Here is a 15566-nt window from a genome sequence, read left to right as displayed (position 1 = left end):
TTGGATGCTCCGGAACCATCTCAAGGAGTCACCGATGCCTCGATTCATGGATGTCCACTCGATCGACGGCGGCGTGAGCGTCGAGGACGTGGCGAAGGCCCACGCCGCCGACCTCGCGGCCCAGGACGAGCACGACGTGAAGTACCTGCGCTACTGGGTCGATGAGAAGCAGGGCAAGATCTTCTGCCTCGTCGACGCGCCGTCGGCGGAGGCCGCATCGACGGTGCACCGCGAGGCTCATGGCCTGGTCGCCGACGACGTGTACGAGGTGCACGAGGGCGAATAGCCTCCCGCACGAGAGAAGTCCCGGACCACGTGGTCCGGGACTTCTCGTGTGTGAAGTGGAGCTGAGGGGATTCGAACCCCTGACCCCTTCCATGCCATGGAAGTGCGCTACCAACTGCGCCACAGCCCCGTGGTCCACCGCGGTGGACGACCGGCACACTCTATCCGGCGCCTCAGCGCGAGCCAAATCGGCGTCGTATCAAGCCGATCCAACCCCTTCTGGCGTGTCCCGCTCCATCGCCTCGCGCTTCTTGCGCGCGTAGACCTGACGGCGCGCACGGGCGACGACGGTGCCGTCGGCGAGGGTCAGGTCGACCTCGAACCAGTGCAGCACCTTCTCCCCCGCGTCACAGCGCTCACGGATCTGTGCGGCGACCGAGGTCGGCACCTCGAACACTCCGTAGACCGTCCCGGTGCCCGGTGAGACGTACTCCAGCTGCGCGGCCTGGTCCCAGACCTTGTAGTCCTTGCCGAGCTGGTGCATGAGCAGCAGCGCGTAGAACGCGTCGGTCATCGCGCCGATGGAGCCGCCGAAGGCCGTCCCGTGCTGGTTGCGGTTGATCCGGGTGAGCACGAGCTTGACCCGCGCCCGGGTCCAATCGTCGTTGATCTCCTGCACCCGGATCCCCGCGCCGAGCATCGGCGGCCACAGGTTGAGCAGCCGGTTCAGCCGTTGCGGGGTGAAGTGTCTGCGCGACTTCGTCGGCTGATCGCTCATCGGTCGGCGTTCCAGCCTTCGATGCGCCACCCGGAGCGGTGCTCGACGAGTTGCGCCCAGTGGCAGTTGAACAGGCCGCCCAGGCAGTGCCACGCGACGCCCTGCTGCATGCCGACCAGCTGCGCGGCCAGCGCGCGGCCGGTGACACCGTGCGAGACGACGGCCATGGTCGCGCCGGGTGGGAGCGTCGAGACGACATCCTCGATGAAGGCGTCGACACGCGTCGCCACGTGGGCGACCGACTCGCCGGTGCGGCCGCGTCGCAGGTCGTCACCGGCCGTGATGGCCGCCTGCTCGTCGGGGAACTGCTCGGTGACCTCGGTGGTCGTCATGCCGGCCCACTCCCCGACATCGATCTCGCGCAGCCGCGCGTCGCAGACCGGGTCGATCCCGACGGCCGCGCCGAGGGCCCGAGCGGTGTCGAGGGCCCGCGAGAGGTCGGAGGTGTAGATCACGTCGATGCCGTACGCCGTGAGCGCTGCCGCTGCCTCCTGCGCCTGCTGCCGGCCGAGGTCGGACAGCGGCGCATCCAGCCGTCCCTGCCAGATGCCGGCGGCGTTGAAGGTGGTCTGCCCGTGCCGCAGCACGATGATGCGGCGGGGTGGGACCGCCTCCGCCGCCCGGGAGTCCGTGGACTCCCCACCGGCGGTGGTGCTCATGCCCCGAGCTCGATCACCGGACAGTCACGCCACAGTCGGTCGAGCGCGTAGAAGTCGCGCTCCTCCTCGTGCTGCACGTGCACGACGATGTCGCCGAAGTCCAGCAGCACCCAGCGGTCCTCGCGCTGACCCTCACGCCGGATCGGCTTGACGCCGAGGGTGTGCAGGCGTTCGAGCACTCCGTCGACGATGGCGGCGATCTGCCGTTCGTTCCCGGCCGCGGCCACGACGAAGACGTCGGTGAGGGCCAGTTGGTCGCTCACGTCGATCGCGATGACCGAGGTCGCAAGTTTGTCGTCCGCGGCCGCGGCGGCGGCCTTAGCCAGATCGACGGCCTGCTGCGTGGCAGCCACTCAGTCCTCCCTGATCTCACCGGCACCTGGCCGGTAGAGGTTGTACTTCCCGATGTACTGCACGACGCCGTCCGGCACGAGGTACCAGACGGGTTGACCCGACTGGACCCGTCGCCGGCAGTCGGTGGAGCTGATGGCCATGGCCGGGATCTCCTTCAGGATCACCCGTTCCCGCGGAAGCCCCGCGTCCGAGAGCAGGTGCCCCGGCCGGGTGACCCCGATGAACTGGGCCATGTCCCACATCTGATCGACCCCGCGCCAGGACAGGATCTGCGACAACGCGTCGGCGCCGGTGATGAAGAAGAGCTCGGCGTCCGGGCGCTGGCGCTGCAGGTCCTTCAGCGTGTCCAGGGTGTACGTCGGGCCCTCCCGGTCGATGTCGACCCGGCTGACACTGAACCTGGGGTTGGACGCTGTCGCGATCACCGTCATGAGGTACCGGTGCTCAGCAGGCGTCACCCGCTGGTTGGCCTTCTGCCAGGGCTGACCGGTGGGCACGAAGACCACCTCGTCCAGTCCGAGAAGGGTCTGGACCTCGCTGGCGGCGACCAGGTGGCCGTGGTGGATGGGGTCGAACGTGCCGCCCATCACCCCGAGCCGGATGGTCAGTGGTCGATCTTCCGACCGGCCTGCGAGCGCGGCTTGCCGGCGGTGTTGCGGAAGGACCACAGCACCGCGAGGAGCGCCAGGAAGACACAGAACGCGATGGCCCCGTAGGCCAGGTGCGCCATCGGCAGTTCGTGCTCTTTGAGCGCGGGCACCGAGTCGTCCGTCGCGAAGGAGACGAGCGAGGATTTCATAGCCGCAGCGTAGCCGGTTAGCTCAGCAATCCCGCAGCCGCGCCGGATACTCTGACCCTGCCATGAGAGTCGAGCTGTCCGTCGTCGTCCCGATGTTCAATGAGGAGGCGGTCCTCCCGCTGTTCGTCGAGAGGCTGCGGCCGGTGCTCGACCGGATCGGCGCGACGTACGAGGTGGTCGCCGTGGACGACGGGTCTGGTGACCTCACCGCCGCGACGCTGCAGAGGATGAAGCGGACCTGGCCGGAGCTGCGGGTGCTGCGCCTACGCACCAACTCCGGGCACCAGGCGGCGATCTCGGCCGGGCTGGTCGCCGCGCGGGGCGACTGGATGGTCACCATCGATGCCGATCTGCAGGATCCGCCCGAGGTCATCGCCGAGATGCTCGACGTAGGACGTCGTGAACGGGTCGACGTCATCTACGGCGTGCGCACCGACCGCAGCACCGACACCGCCTTCAAGCGCGGCACCGCCAAACTCTTCTACCGCACCATGCGCCGCATCTCCGGTGTCGATGCTCCCGTGGACGCCGGCGACTTCCGGATGATGTCGCGCGCCACGGTCGACGCGGTGAACGCGCTGCCCTCCCACGGCCGGGTCATCCGCCTCGTCGTGCCGACGCTGGGCTTCCCCTCCGCATCGGTCGGCTACCGGCGCGACGAGCGCGCGGCGGGCAGCTCGAAGTACCCGCTCGGCAAGATGCTCCGATTGACGCTCGACTCCATCACCGGCTTCTCCCAGGCCCCCCTGCGCTTCGCCACCTGGTTCGGGTTGAGCGGCTTCGTGCTCGCCTTCGCGATGCTGGTGCTCGCCGTGGTCCGCAAGCTGGAGGGTGACGCCGTCTCGGGGTGGCCCTCGACCGTGGTCATCGTGGCCGGTTTCGCCGGCCTGCAGCTGCTGTGCCTGGGCATCCTCGGGGAGTACGTCGGACGCATCCACGCGAGCCTGCAGGGCCGGCCGACGTACTACGTCGCGTACGACTCGCTCATCGCGGACCAGGGCGGCCGCTCCGGGCCGACGTCCGGGGAGGCGCTGCTCCCCTCGGAGACGGCGACGCGTCACCCGTCCGCGGAGTTCTAGCGCCGGATCTGTCCGTCGCCCTCGACGACCCATTTGGTGCTGGTCAGCTCCTGCAGCGCCATCGGGCCGCGGGCGTGCAGCTTCTGGGTGGAGATGCCGATCTCGGCGCCGAAGCCGAACTCCCCGCCGTCGGTGAAACGGCTCGACGCGTTCACCATGACCACCGCGGCGTCCACCTGTGCGACGAACTGCCGGGCCCTCGCCCGGTCCTCGGTGACGATGACCTCGGTGTGACCGGTGCCGTAGCGGTCGATGTGCGCGATCGCGTCCTCGAGCGAGTCGAGCACTCCCACACTCATCTCCAGCCCGTGGAACTCCGCCGCCCAGGCCTGCTCGGTCACCGCGCGGTACGGCGTGCCGGACCGGTCGGCGTACGCCGCAGCGCGCGCGTCGAGGTCCAGGACCACCCCCGCGTCGTGCAGGTCCGCCAGGAGCCCTGGGAGTACAGCGCCCGCCGCGTCGCGGTGCACGAGCAGCGACTCGGCGGCGTTGCAGACGCTGGGCCGCTGGGTCTTGGCGTTGAAGGCGATGTCGCGGGCCATCACCGCGTCGGCGCCGGCATCGACGTACACGTGGCAGTTGCCGATGCCCGTCTCGATCACCGGCACCGTCGCGCCGAGGACCACCGTCCGGATCAGGTCCGCGCCACCACGCGGGATGACCAGATCGACCAGCCCGCGTGCTGTGATCAGCGCGGTGACCTCGTCGCGGCCGCCGGAGAGCAACTGCACCGCATCCGCCGGGAGGTCGCGTTCCTCCAGGGCGCGCCGCATCGTCGCCACCAGGACGGCATTGCTGTCGGCGGCCGCGGAGCCGCCGCGCAGGATCATCGCGTTGCCGCTCTTCAGGCCGAGGCCGGCCGCATCGACGGTGACGTTGGGGCGGGCCTCGTAGATCATCCCGACGACGCCCATCGGCACCCGGACCTGACGGATCTGCAGACCGTTGGGCAGGGTCGAGCCGCGGACGACCTCGCCGACCGGGTCGGCGAGTCCGGCCAGGTCACGCAGGGCGGCCGCGATGGCCTCCACCCGTCCGGAGGTCAGCCGCAGGCGGTCCTGCAGGCTCTGGGGCATGTCGGCCTCGGCACCGCGGCGCAGGTCGGAGGCGTTGGCGCGCACGATGTCGTCGCTCGCCGCCACGACCGCGTCGGCCAGCGCCATGAGCGCCGCGTCCTTCTCGGCTCGCGACAGCAGCGCGAGCCGGCGGCTCGCCGCGTGGGCGCGCTCCCCCGCGGCGCGTACGCGGGCGTCCGCGGTGCTCGTGTGCGTGGTCGTCATGGCGCGATTCTAGGGCGGGTCTGTCCACCCCACGGGTGCATCTCAGGTGCGGCGGACCGGCTGCCGACGGCTGCGCACGATGGTGCCGACCACCACGATCGCGATCGTGGCGTACGTGAGGTAGGTGCTGTAGCGGGACAGGGTGTGCACGAAGTCCTTGGCGGGAGCGCCGATCCGATAACCGGCGTACATCCAGATCCCCCGGTAGACGATGGCGGCCGCGAAGTCGATCAGCAGGAACCTGCGCAGCCGCATGCCCACGTCGCCGACGAACGCGTTGACGATGGCGGAGGGCAGGAAGGGCACGAACCAGACCAGGAACACCGCCGGACCGCCGAACCGCTTCGCCAGTCGTTCGGCGATGGCCGCCGTCCGGGCAGCCCAGCGCGATCGCCCTGCGACCACCTCGATGATGCCGTGCCCCCACAGGCGCCCGGCCCACCAGAAGATCCAGTCGAACTTGATCGACGTGAGAGCGGCCATCAGCAGGCCGACCCACCAGTACGGCTCGTGCCCGGTGCGCAACCGGGCGCCGATGTCGACCATCGCGATGTTGGAGCCGCTGAATGCCGCGAGGGCGTAGGTGTTGAGGCCGAGCAGGAAGGCGCGCAGGGGCAGCGTGGCCAGGCCGTAGATGCCGAGGACCGCGATGCACCCCCAGCACCAGAGGTCCTTGCGTCCGGGTTTGCCGGTCCATGGCATCCGCGGGTCGTCCCACCATTCCCGGGGCGCGTCCTCCTCGACGGGCGGAAGTTCGCCGGGCTCGGAGCGGACCCTCTGGCGCACGGGCTTGGTCAGGTCCACCGCGGCCGGCGGCTTCTGCCCCGGCGGCAGATCGGGGCGTGCCGACCACGGATCGGTGCCACTCATCGACGCCTCCTGCTCAGCACCACGAGATCGTCGCGATGGATCACTTCACGTTCGTACGCGGGCCCGAGCTCCCGGGCGAGCTCCTTGGTGCCCCGCCCCAGCAGAGCGGGCAGCTCGCGGGAGTCGTAGTTCACCAGCCCCCGTGCCACCACCCCACCGGAGGGGTCCACGACGTCAACGGCGTCACCGGTGCTGAAGGTTCCCTCCACGGCACGGATCCCGGCGGGCAGCAACGACTTACGCCGCTCCGTGACCGCAGCGACCGCTCCGTCGTCGAGCACCAGCCGGCCCTGGGGAGCGGTCGCGTGCTCGAGCCAGATCCTTCGGGCACGGCCACGGCCGCGGGTCGGCGCGAAGACCGTGCCCACGTCGGCCGCCGACAGGGCGGCACGGGCCTGGGTGGCGGAGGTGAGCAGCGTGGGCACACCGGCCGAGGTCGCGATCGCAGCCGCTTCCACCTTGGTCACCATGCCGCCGGTGCCGACTCCCGACTCCGACCCGCCGATCCGCACGTCCTGCAGCGCGTCGACCGTCGGGACGAACGGCACGCGCACGCTCCCAGGCAGCGACGGCGGACCGTCGTAGAGCGCGTCGACGTCGGAGAGCAGCAGCAGGCCGTGCGCGTCGATGAGCTGCGCGACCAGCGCGGCGAGCCGGTCGTTGTCACCGAAGCGGATCTCCTGCGTGGCGACCGTGTCGTTCTCGTTGACGACCGGCACCACGCCCATCGCCAGCAGTCGCTCGAGGGTGCGCCTCGCGTTCAGGTAGTGACCGCGCCGGGTCACGTCGTCGGCGGTCAGTAGCACCTGCCCGACGACCAGGCCGCGCGCCGCGAACGCCGCGGTGTACGCCGCGAGCAGCACTCCCTGCCCGACGCTCGCCGCGGCCTGCTGGGTCGGCAGGTCGCTGGGCCGCCTCGGCAGGTCCAGGGGCGCCATCCCGGCCGCGATGGCGCCGGAGGAGACCAGCACGACCGAATGTCCCGCGGCGCGGTGCGCTGCCAGGGTGTCCACCAGCGCGGTGAGCGCGGCGAGGTCGAGGCGCCCGCGGGCATCGGTCAGCGAGCTGGAACCGACCTTGACCACCAGGGGCGAGGCAGCGGCGAGTCGCTGCCGCAGCCCCTGCTCGTCCTCAGCCGTCATCGTCGGAATCCGCCGACTCGGTCACCTCGACGGGGTCGCGGTGGGTCCAGACCTCGGCGCGTCGTTCGGCGGCAAGATCCTCGCGGGCCTCGCGCTGGCCGTCCTTGCGGGCGTGGAACTGTTCACGCCGCTCGGCGCGCGTCGGGCGGGCCGGCTCGTCGAGCCGCAGATCACTGCCGCGCGCGCCGAGCAGTTCCGCGCCGGCGGCCATCGTCGGCTCCCAGTCGAAGACCACGGAGTTCTCGACCGGCCCGATGAGCACGGTCGACCCGGGCACGGCGCCGGCCTTGAAGAGCGCGTCCTCCACGCCGAGCCGTGCCAGGCGGTCGGCGAGGTAGCCGACCGCCTCGTCGTTGGCGAAGTCCGTCTGACGCACCCACCGGGTGGGCCTGTCGCCCACGATCCGGAAGAGCTCGCCGTCCGGCGTGTTCTCGCGGCGCACCTCGAAGCCGGAGTCGTCCACGGCCCGGGGGCGCAACACGATCCGCTGGGGCACGATCTCGGCGGCCTCGGTGCGGGCCTCCTGTACGTGCGCGGCGAGCGCGAAGCTCAACTCCCGCAGCCCCACGTGCGAGGCGGCCGAGACGATGAACACCTGCAGTCCGCGGGCCTCCAGGTCCGGTCGCACCATCTCGGCCAGCTCCTGGGCGTCCGGTACGTCGGCCTTGTTCAGGATCACGATGCGGGTGCGCTCGGACAGCGGCCGGCCGCCGAGGGAGTCGTCCGCGACGTACTCCGACAGCTCGTGCTCGATGGCGTCCAGATCCGACATCGGATCGCGGTCCGGTTCCAGCGTGGCGCAGTCGACGACGTGGGCGAGCACCGAGCAGCGCTCCACGTGCCGCAGGAACTCCAGCCCGAGGCCCTTGCCCTGGCTCGCGCCGGGGATCAGACCCGGGACGTCGGCGATCGTGTACCTCAGGGACCCGGCGGTCACGACGCCGAGGTTCGGCACCAACGTGGTGAAGGGGTAGTCGGCGATCTTCGGCTTGGCCGCCGACATCACCGACACCAGGCTGGACTTGCCGGCGGACGGGAATCCGATCAGCGCCACATCGGCGAGCGTCTTCAGCTCCAGCACGATGTCGAGCGCGTCGCCCGGCTCCCCGAGCAGCGCGAACCCGGGCGCCTTACGACGCGGCGAGGCCAGCGACTTGTTGCCCAGGCCGCCGCGACCGCCGCGGGCGACGATGTAGCGGGTGCCCATGCCGACCAGATCGGCCAGCACCGTGCCCTGACCGTCGGTCACGACCGTGCCCTCCGGGACCGGCAGCACCAGATCTTCCCCGTCGGCGCCGTTGCGCTCGTCACCGGCGCCGGGACGGCCGTTGCCGGCGACGCGGTGCGGACTGCGGTGGTACTCCAGCAGGGTGGTCGACTGCGGGTCGACCTCGAGGACGACGTCCCCGCCACGGCCGCCGTTGCCGCCGTCCGGTCCACCGAGCGGCTTGAACTTCTCGCGTTTCACGGACGCGACGCCGTGACCACCACTGCCCGCACCCACGTGCAGCTGCACGCGATCGACGAAATTAGTGGCCACGGAGGTACTCCTTCAAAGAAAAATCGGGGGCGGGTCCGACCCGGACCCGCCCCCGTCACAACGTGGCTGAACGTCTCAGACGGAGACGTCCGCCAGCTGTGCATCGACGATGTTGACGGTCTTGCGACCGCCCTTCTGCCCGAACTTCACAGCGCCGGGAACGAGCGCGAACAAGGTGTCGTCCTTGCCGCGGCCGACGTTCACACCGGGGTGGAAGTGGGTGCCGCGCTGGCGGACGATGATCTCGCCGGCGCTGACGACCTGACCGCCGAAGCGCTTCACGCCGAGTCGCTGCGCATTGGAATCGCGGCCGTTCTTAGAGGACGACGCGCCCTTCTTGTGTGCCATGTCTGAAGCCTTACGTGTGGAGGGGAGAGACGATCAGTCGGTCAGACCGAACTCAAGAATTGATCTCGGTGACCTTGACCTGCGTCAGCGGCTGACGGTGGCCCTGGCGCTTGCGGTAACCGGTCTTGTTCTTGTACTTGATGATGGTGATCTTGGGGCCCTTGGCCGCCTTCACCACCTCAGCCTTCACGGTGACCTTCGCCAGCTTGGCGGCGTCACTGGTGACGGTCTCGCCGTCCACCAGGAGCAGCGGCTTGAGGTCGATGCTCTGACCGGCCTCCACGGAGACCTTGTCGATGATGAGGACGTCGCCCACGGAGACCTTCTCCTGGCGACCGCCTGCGCGAACAATCGCGTACACGTCGAAACTGCCTTTCGTTGAGGCGCACTCGCTCTGGTAAGACCGCCCGACAGCGACCCTGCGGTGCAGGACGTCGGGACGGTGGGCGCGCCAGCGTTCGATTCTACTGGTCGGTGATGGCGGCTTCCAAATTCGCCGCATCCCCGGCGACGGGGGGTCCGGCGGGCGCCACGACCCGCTTGCGCTTGCGACGCGCCGGCGGGGCCGTCGCGGGGGCGGTCGCCACCACGGGTGCCGGCTCCGCCACGGCGGGTGCCGGGGCCTCGGAGGCCAGCACGGTAGCGGGCTGCTCGGGGGCGGGCTCCGCCTGGGGGGCGGGACCGGCCGCGGCCTCGACCCGGCGTACGTCGTCGTGCACGGCCTCGATCGATTCCTGCGCCGCGTCGCCGGCCTTCTCCCCCGCGCTCAGCGCGGCGGCGTGCGCGGCCGCGGCGATCTGCGCCGCCGACGGGCCGGTGGGTGCGGGCTGCTGCTGCGGTGCCGCAGGGGCCTCGGAGCGGTTCTTGCCGCGCCGGCCGCGACCGCCGTTGCCGCTGTTGTTGCCATTGCCGTTGCTGCTGCCCGAGCCGCTGGTGGTGCCCGAGGTGTCCCCACCCTTGTCGACCGGGTGGTCGTGCACGATGATCCCGCGTCCACCGCAGGCGGTGCACTCCTCGGAGAAGACCTCGATCAGACCGGATCCGACCCGCTTGCGGGTCATCTGCACCAGCCCCAGCGAGGTGACCTCGGCGACCTGGTGCTTGGTGCGGTCGCGACCCAGGCACTCCAGCAGGCGGCGTACGACCAGATCCCGGTTGGACTCCAGCACCATGTCGATGAAGTCGACCACGATGATCCCGCCGATGTCGCGCAGCCGCAACTGGCGCACGATCTCCTCGGCAGCCTCGATGTTGTTCTTGGTGACCGTCTCCTCCAGGTTGCCGCCGGAGCCGACGAACTTGCCGGTGTTGACGTCGACGACGGTCATCGCCTCGGTGCGGTCGATGACGAGCGATCCGCCGGAGGGCAGCCAGACCTTGCGGTCCATGGCCTTGGCGAGCTGCTCGTCGACGCGGTGCACGGTGAACAGGTCCTGCTCACCGGTCCACTTCTCCAGGCGTCCGGCGAGGTCGGGGGCGACGGCCTGCAGGTAGCCCTGCACCTGGTCCCAGGCCCGGTCACCGGAGATGACGAGCTTGGTGAAGTCCTCGTTGAAGACGTCCCGGATGACCCGCAGCGCCAGGTCCGGCTCACCGTGCAGCAGCGAGGGGGCGTGTCCGGTCTTGGCGTCGGACTGGATCTTGTCCCAGGTGCCCTGCAGTCGCTCGACGTCGGCCTTGAGGTCCTCTTCGCTGGCGCCCTCGGCCGCCGTACGGACGATCACACCGGCGTCCGCGGGCACGACCTCCTTCAGGATCTTCTTCAGCCGGGCACGCTCGGTGTCGGGCAGCTTGCGGGAGATGCCGGTCATGGCGTGACCCGGCACGTAGACCAGGAAACGGCCTGGCAGGGAGATCTGCGAGGTGAGGCGGGCGCCCTTGTGACCGATGGGGTCCTTGGTGACCTGGGCCAGCACCGTCTCGCCCGACTTCAGGGCGTTCTCGATGCGCTTGGCCTGCCCGTTCTCCAGGCCGGCGGCATCCCAGTTGACCTCGCCGGCGTAGAGCACGGCGTTGCGACCGCGACCGACGTCGACGAACGCCGCCTCCATGCTGGGCAACACGTTCTGCACGCGGCCGAGGTAGATGTTGCCGGCCATCGAGGACTGCTGGGAGTCGCGGGAGACGTAGTGCTCGACGAGGACGCCGTCCTCGAGGACGCCGATCTGGGTGCGGCCGTCGCGCTCACGCACGACCATCACCCGGTCGACGCTCTCGCGACGGGCGAGGAACTCGGCCTCGGTGATGACGGTCCGGCGGCGACCGGCCTCGCGGCCCTCGCGGCGGCGCTGCTTCTTGGCCTCCAACCGGGTGGAGCCCTTGATCGCGGTGACCTCGTCGCGGCCGGCGCGCGGCTCGCGCACCTTGGTCACGGTGCCGGGCGGGTCCTCGCTGTCCCCTCCCCCGGAGCCGCTGCGCCGACGGCGGCGGGTGCGGCGGCGGCCGTCACCCTCGGCGCGGCCCTCGGAGTCGGTGGCTTCGTCGGGGCCGGTCTCGTCGACCGAGGCGTCGCCGGCGTCGGAGTCATCCCCGCCGGACTGCTTCTTCGACGCACGCGGCGGGTTCTTGCGCCCGCCCTCGTCCTGAGTGCCCTCACCCTGCTCGGTGTCAGCCGACGGCGCACCCTCGCTCTTGCTCTTGCGTCCGCGTCCACCGCGGCGACGGGGTCGGGCACCGTCGCCCGCGTCCGGGTCGGCGTCAGAGTTGGACCCGTTGGAGCGGTCGCGGCTGTCCTCCGACGCCCGCGAGCGCTCGTCGGAGGTGTCCTCCGGCGGGGGCGAGGCGGGGATGCGCGGCGCCCGTGCGGTGGTGTCGGGTGCTTGGAACAGCAACCCGAACGCCGGGGGCACCACCGAGGCGGACGGCGCGTTCGCGGTGTCGTCGGTGGTGTTCGTGCTGGTCTGGTCGTTCTCGGGGCCCATGGCCCCTCCTTCGCGTCAGCACGCGGTGCGTCCACAACAAGGGGGCCCGAAGGCCCGCACGCCCGCGTGGTGCGGGTATGGCCGGTCGCGGGATGTCGCGACCGAAAAGTCGGCTGTTGCGGTCTGCCTGGCTCGCGCGGAGCGCGGCACCGAGGTGACCGTCGTCCTTGGACCCGGCTTCAGGAGCGGCGAAGTCAGCGCCGCCGCTGAGTGCGGGGAGGACGGGGCATCCGACACGTTGTGCTGCGCCGAACGACCGATCCGATTGTCTCACACGCGCGGGTGCCGATCGCGAACCTGGAGGACGACACCACGCGCCGGAAGATCTCAACGACCGAAGAACCGCGATCCGATGTAGGCCCAGGGCCCGGACAGCAGAGCGCGGTGTTCGATCGACGACACGTCGACGACGCCGGTCGCCTGCGGCTGGGGCGTGCGTGCGAGCAGGGGGCGGTGTGCACGCAACCTCCCGCGTGCGCGGGCCTCCCGACGGGCGAGCACCCGCACCCCACGCATCAGGTCCTGAGGACTGAGCAACAGCTTGGTCGCCCACGCCGACAGCCCACAGCCGTACCCGTCGATCTGCGACTCCAACGCCTCCTGGGTGTCGCGATGCCGGTGCCAGACCAGCGCCGACGGTTCGTAGACGAGGGAACCGCCTCGGGCGATCACGCGGTAGAAGAAATCGATGTCCTCCCCTCCCTTGCTGCGGGTGCCCGCACCGAGGTCGGGGTCGAAACCGCCGAGCCGCAGCACCGCCGAGCGGCGCACCGCGAAGTTGGCGCCGGTGCCGTAGCGGCCCACCTCGAAGGGGAAGTACGGAACATCCTCCGGCGGTTCGCGCAACATGTACGTCCGCGGCCGCAGATCCCGGCTCCATCCGACGCGCTGGTCGAACCAGGCCTGCGGCGGGGTCCGCAGTTCGCCGGTGGGGACCAGACCGCTCACGCACCACGCGTTGTCTCCTTCGCGAGCGAAGGCACGCGCGAGCCCGGTCAGCCACAGCGGATCGGTCACGACGTCGTCATCGGTGAACGCGATGAGCTCGTGGCGCGCTGCCGCCACCCCCGCGTTCCGGGCCCGCGAGACACCGGGCGCCGGCTCGGTGACGAGCCGGATCCGCTCGTCGCCGAGCGCACGGACCACCTCGCGGGTGGCGTCGGTGACCGGTGCGTTGTCCACCACGACGATCTCGTACTCGCCGTCGTACTCCTGATGGAGCAGGGACCGCAGTGCGGTGCGTACGTCGGTCGGTCGCTCGCGCGTGCAGAGCACCACGCTGATCGGCTCGGGCCTGGCAAGTAGCTGGTCAGTCTGCGGCGCGGTGGCCTCCGGCAGTCGCGCGATCTCGGCCGCCACCCGATCGGCATCGACCCTCCCGTCCGACAGGTCGACCGTCACGAAACCCCACACCTGCCGCCGATCCCGCACGAGCAGACGCGCCCGGGCGAATCCGTCGGCACCGTCCAGGACCAAGTCGACAGGAGCCCCCTGCGAGGGCACATCGTCGAGAAACACCTCACCCACCCACGTGGCGCCGGCCCAGACGGGCACGCTCGGCGCAGCGAAGATCGGCCCCTTGATGCGCATGCCGAGGCGACCTCTTCCCGTCGAGTTGATGAATGTCTCGGACCCTAACCGAGTGTCAGCGCGATCCGCCGGGCAACGTCCAACGCCGCCCTCGGGCATGGTCATGTCGGCCAGACAGCCCCGGCGCGCATCCACCGCTGACGCACCGGCAGCACCGTCCAGGTGAGCTTGCGGCTCACGTCCGCCAGGAGTCGGTCGCGCCGGGTGAGGCCCCAGGCCGGATCGGCGGCGATCCGCCTGACCAACTCGCCCAACTCCTGGTACTGCTCGGGCGAGTGGGCGGCTGAGAGCGCCTGCGGGCTGACCCGGAAGGCCGCGAGCTCGTCCGGCTGCCCGATGAAGCTTCCCCTGCTCAACAGCCGCACCCACAGGTCCAGGTCCATCGGGTGCACCAGCGAGCCGTCCCATCCGCCGACGGCGTCGTAGTCCCGCCGGCGGAACGTCACGGCGGCCGGCTCCCCCACCGGATTCACGCCGCCACCGAGCACCGTTCGTCGCGCGATGCGCCGACCGGTCTGCGGTCCGAGCAGGCCATACAGTCCCATGGCGTGGGCGAGTACCCGCCCGTCCTCGTTGATCAGGGCGCGCCTGCTCGCGACCACGCTGACCTCGGGGTGTTCCGCGAGCACCGCAGCCTGCAGGCGGGTGGCCGAGCGATGGATCAGGTCGTCGGCGCAGAGCAGCTTCACGTACCGCCCGCGGGACACCTCGATGACGCGCCGCCAGTTGGTCGGCAGGTCGACGGTCTCGTCATTGCGCTGCACGACGAGTCGCGGATCGTCGAAGCCGTCCAGGATCTCAGGGGTCCGATCGGTGCTCGCGTTGTCGAGGACCACGACCTCGAAGTCGTCGCTGTCCTGGGCGAGCGCGGAGCGGACGGTCTCGGCGAGGAACCGCTCACCCTGGTAGGTGGGTATGCAGATCGAGATCAGCGGCGCCTCGCCGCATTCCCGCTCCCCAGCCGAAGGTTCGTCGGTGCCCATCCCCTCGTGACCGTCCTGCGGGCCGGAGACCGTGCTGGTCCGCTCGTGCGAGAGCCGCCGGTGGCTCTGGAACGCCTCTGAATCCACCCGACCCTAAACCCGGCCAACTCCCTACCGGGTCCGGTTGTGCACATCCGATTCCGCGGCAACATCAGTCCGGCGCGCGGACCTCGTCCGGCGTGGCCGCGAGCGGATCCGCGACGGTCCCATCCGGGCGCAGCGGTCCCTGACGGGACCGGGTGACCAACGGGGGGCGTGCCGGGCGAAGGTCGGCGACCTCCACGAGCGCGCTGAGGACGTCGTCCGGGCGCACCGCGGGGGTCAGGTGGCGCAGCCGCAGACCCAGTCGGGAGGCGTAGGGCGGGCCGTCGGCCGGTCCGGCCTGCGCGTGCAGCACCGCCTCGCGGACGTCGAAGGTGCGTGGACCGCGCTTCATCATCCGGGTCACCTCGATGCGGTCGCTCGCCAGGAGTCGGGCGGTGGCCGCGGTGAGGGTCGCGAGGTCCACGTCGGCGAAGTCCAGCACCCAGTCGCTCGCCTCCAGCAGGTCCGCGAGTGCGCCGGTCGCCGCCTCCCGTACGACGACCACGTCCAGGCCGTCCGGGAGCGCCTCGTCCAGGTCGCGGTGCAGCACCGCCGGGTCGCGGTGCTCGCGCAGCTGTATCTCGAAGTACTCCGCCTCGCTCGCCGTACCCGTCGGGGCGGCGTTCGCGTAGCTGATCCTGGGGTGGGGGTGGAAGCCGGCCGAGAACGCCATCGGCACCGACGCCCGCCGCAACGCACGCTCCAACGCGCGCTGGAAGTCACGCGTGGAGGAGAACCGCAGCCGTCCGCGCTTGGCGTACTGGATGCGCAGCTTCTGGACGGCCGGGTCGGGGGCGGGCCCTTCCGGGACGCGTTGACGGGGTGGCACGGGAGGCCACGGTAGCCGTCGCCCGGCGTCGCACGCTGACGGCGTTCGCGTTCATCGACGGCGTTCGAACGCCGTCGATCGTGAC

17 protein-coding genes and 1 tRNA gene are annotated in these 15566 nt (G+C 70.7%); 2 read left to right on the top strand and 16 right to left on the bottom strand.

Annotated features, from left to right (window positions below; all coding sequences use genetic code 11):
* The first annotated feature begins 34 nt into the window (after nt 1-34).
* Nucleotides 35-286, top strand: coding sequence for a DUF4242 domain-containing protein (locus HNR15_RS05910; protein ID WP_179479901.1), 252 nt, complete (start codon nt 35-37; stop codon nt 284-286).
* 56 nt (nt 287-342) lie between these two features.
* On the opposite strand, the gene HNR15_RS05905 is transcribed toward HNR15_RS05910, so the two are convergent.
* The 6 genes from HNR15_RS05905 to HNR15_RS05880 form a co-directional block, all read right to left on the bottom strand.
* Nucleotides 343-415 (bottom strand) — tRNA-Ala (locus HNR15_RS05905).
* 69 nt (nt 416-484) lie between these two features.
* The gene (locus HNR15_RS05900) at nt 485-1003 is read right to left on the bottom strand and encodes a DUF4442 domain-containing protein (RefSeq protein ID WP_179479899.1); all 519 of its coding nucleotides are present in this window, start codon (nt 1001-1003) and stop codon (nt 485-487) included.
* On the bottom strand, nt 1000-1662 hold the full coding sequence (locus HNR15_RS05895; protein WP_179479897.1) for a histidine phosphatase family protein: 663 nt from the start codon (nt 1660-1662) through the stop codon (nt 1000-1002). Before HNR15_RS05895 ends, HNR15_RS05900 begins: the two co-directional genes overlap by 4 nt.
* On the bottom strand, nt 1659-2015 hold the full coding sequence (gene rsfS / locus HNR15_RS05890; protein WP_179479895.1) for a ribosome silencing factor: 357 nt from the start codon (nt 2013-2015) through the stop codon (nt 1659-1661). Before rsfS ends, HNR15_RS05895 begins: the two co-directional genes overlap by 4 nt.
* Complete coding sequence (nadD, locus tag HNR15_RS05885; RefSeq protein WP_343048601.1) at nt 2016-2618, bottom strand: nicotinate-nucleotide adenylyltransferase; 603 nt, start codon at nt 2616-2618, stop codon at nt 2016-2018.
* Between the two features lie 2 nt (nt 2619-2620).
* The gene (locus HNR15_RS05880) at nt 2621-2815 is read right to left on the bottom strand and encodes a hypothetical protein (protein WP_179479892.1); all 195 of its coding nucleotides are present in this window, start codon (nt 2813-2815) and stop codon (nt 2621-2623) included.
* A 62-nt stretch (nt 2816-2877) separates the two neighbouring features.
* On the opposite strand from HNR15_RS05880, the gene HNR15_RS05875 reads away from it, so the two are divergent.
* The gene (locus HNR15_RS05875) at nt 2878-3894 is read left to right on the top strand and encodes a glycosyltransferase family 2 protein (protein WP_179479891.1); all 1017 of its coding nucleotides are present in this window, start codon (nt 2878-2880) and stop codon (nt 3892-3894) included.
* Here the strand turns inward: HNR15_RS05875 and HNR15_RS05870 are convergent.
* The 10 genes from HNR15_RS05870 to HNR15_RS05825 all read right to left on the bottom strand — a co-directional run bounded on the left by HNR15_RS05870 (nt 3891) and on the right by HNR15_RS05825 (nt 15481).
* The gene (locus HNR15_RS05870) at nt 3891-5174 is read right to left on the bottom strand and encodes a glutamate-5-semialdehyde dehydrogenase (RefSeq protein ID WP_179479890.1); all 1284 of its coding nucleotides are present in this window, start codon (nt 5172-5174) and stop codon (nt 3891-3893) included. The genes HNR15_RS05875 and HNR15_RS05870 overlap by 4 nt on opposite strands.
* Before the next feature lie 42 nt (nt 5175-5216).
* Complete coding sequence (locus HNR15_RS05865; RefSeq protein WP_179479889.1) at nt 5217-6044, bottom strand: DedA family protein; 828 nt, start codon at nt 6042-6044, stop codon at nt 5217-5219.
* The gene (proB, locus tag HNR15_RS05860; RefSeq protein ID WP_179479888.1) at nt 6041-7186 is read right to left on the bottom strand and encodes a glutamate 5-kinase; all 1146 of its coding nucleotides are present in this window, start codon (nt 7184-7186) and stop codon (nt 6041-6043) included. The genes HNR15_RS05865 and proB overlap by 4 nt, the downstream gene beginning before the upstream one ends.
* Complete coding sequence (gene obgE / locus HNR15_RS05855; RefSeq protein ID WP_179479887.1) at nt 7176-8726, bottom strand: GTPase ObgE; 1551 nt, start codon at nt 8724-8726, stop codon at nt 7176-7178. The genes proB and obgE overlap by 11 nt, the downstream gene beginning before the upstream one ends.
* Before the next feature lie 75 nt (nt 8727-8801).
* The gene (rpmA, locus tag HNR15_RS05850) at nt 8802-9074 is read right to left on the bottom strand and encodes a 50S ribosomal protein L27 (protein WP_179479886.1); all 273 of its coding nucleotides are present in this window, start codon (nt 9072-9074) and stop codon (nt 8802-8804) included.
* Between the two features lie 52 nt (nt 9075-9126).
* Nucleotides 9127-9435, bottom strand: coding sequence for a 50S ribosomal protein L21 (gene rplU / locus HNR15_RS05845; protein ID WP_179479884.1), 309 nt, complete (start codon nt 9433-9435; stop codon nt 9127-9129).
* Between the two features lie 103 nt (nt 9436-9538).
* The gene (locus HNR15_RS05840; protein WP_179479882.1) at nt 9539-11995 is read right to left on the bottom strand and encodes an Rne/Rng family ribonuclease; all 2457 of its coding nucleotides are present in this window, start codon (nt 11993-11995) and stop codon (nt 9539-9541) included.
* 327 nt (nt 11996-12322) lie between these two features.
* Nucleotides 12323-13585 carry a glycosyltransferase family 2 protein gene (locus tag HNR15_RS05835; protein ID WP_179479880.1) on the bottom strand — a complete coding sequence of 421 codons (1263 nt, stop codon included), beginning with the start codon at nt 13583-13585 and terminating at the stop codon, nt 12323-12325.
* A gap of 101 nt (nt 13586-13686) precedes the next feature.
* Nucleotides 13687-14655 (bottom strand): glycosyltransferase, encoded by a 969-nt coding sequence (locus HNR15_RS05830; protein WP_179479878.1) that lies wholly within the window; start codon nt 14653-14655, stop codon nt 13687-13689.
* A gap of 64 nt (nt 14656-14719) precedes the next feature.
* Nucleotides 14720-15481: a TIGR03936 family radical SAM-associated protein gene (locus HNR15_RS05825; RefSeq protein WP_179479876.1), complete on the bottom strand. Its 762-nt coding sequence runs from the start codon at nt 15479-15481 to the stop codon at nt 14720-14722.
* Nucleotides 15482-15566: the final 85 nt, after the last annotated feature.

It is taken from the genome of Allobranchiibius huperziae (genome assembly GCF_013410455.1).
Taxonomy (GTDB): domain Bacteria; phylum Actinomycetota; class Actinomycetes; order Actinomycetales; family Dermatophilaceae; genus Allobranchiibius; species Allobranchiibius huperziae.
Note: the sequence above shows the minus strand (reverse complement) of the source record. Positions and strands in the feature narration are given on the sequence as shown.

What these genes read in the sequence shown, in the direction of transcription:
- HNR15_RS05900 (WP_179479899.1), bottom strand. Translation starts at nt 1,003, where the DNA reads ATGAGCGATCAGCCGACGAAGTCGCGCAGACACTTCACCCCGCAACGG.
- HNR15_RS05870 (WP_179479890.1), bottom strand. Translation starts at nt 5,174, where the DNA reads ATGACGACCACGCACACGAGCACCGCGGACGCCCGCGTACGCGCCGCG.
- HNR15_RS05840 (WP_179479882.1), bottom strand. Translation starts at nt 11,995, where the DNA reads ATGGGCCCCGAGAACGACCAGACCAGCACGAACACCACCGACGACACC.
- proB (WP_179479888.1), bottom strand. Translation starts at nt 7,186, where the DNA reads ATGACGGCTGAGGACGAGCAGGGGCTGCGGCAGCGACTCGCCGCTGCC.
- HNR15_RS05910 (WP_179479901.1), top strand. Translation starts at nt 35, where the DNA reads ATGCCTCGATTCATGGATGTCCACTCGATCGACGGCGGCGTGAGCGTC.
- rpmA (WP_179479886.1), bottom strand. Translation starts at nt 9,074, where the DNA reads ATGGCACACAAGAAGGGCGCGTCGTCCTCTAAGAACGGCCGCGATTCC.
- HNR15_RS05880 (WP_179479892.1), bottom strand. Translation starts at nt 2,815, where the DNA reads ATGAAATCCTCGCTCGTCTCCTTCGCGACGGACGACTCGGTGCCCGCG.
- HNR15_RS05895 (WP_179479897.1), bottom strand. Translation starts at nt 1,662, where the DNA reads ATGAGCACCACCGCCGGTGGGGAGTCCACGGACTCCCGGGCGGCGGAG.
- HNR15_RS05875 (WP_179479891.1), top strand. Translation starts at nt 2,878, where the DNA reads ATGAGAGTCGAGCTGTCCGTCGTCGTCCCGATGTTCAATGAGGAGGCG.
- HNR15_RS05835 (WP_179479880.1), bottom strand. Translation starts at nt 13,585, where the DNA reads ATGCGCATCAAGGGGCCGATCTTCGCTGCGCCGAGCGTGCCCGTCTGG.
- HNR15_RS05865 (WP_179479889.1), bottom strand. Translation starts at nt 6,044, where the DNA reads ATGAGTGGCACCGATCCGTGGTCGGCACGCCCCGATCTGCCGCCGGGG.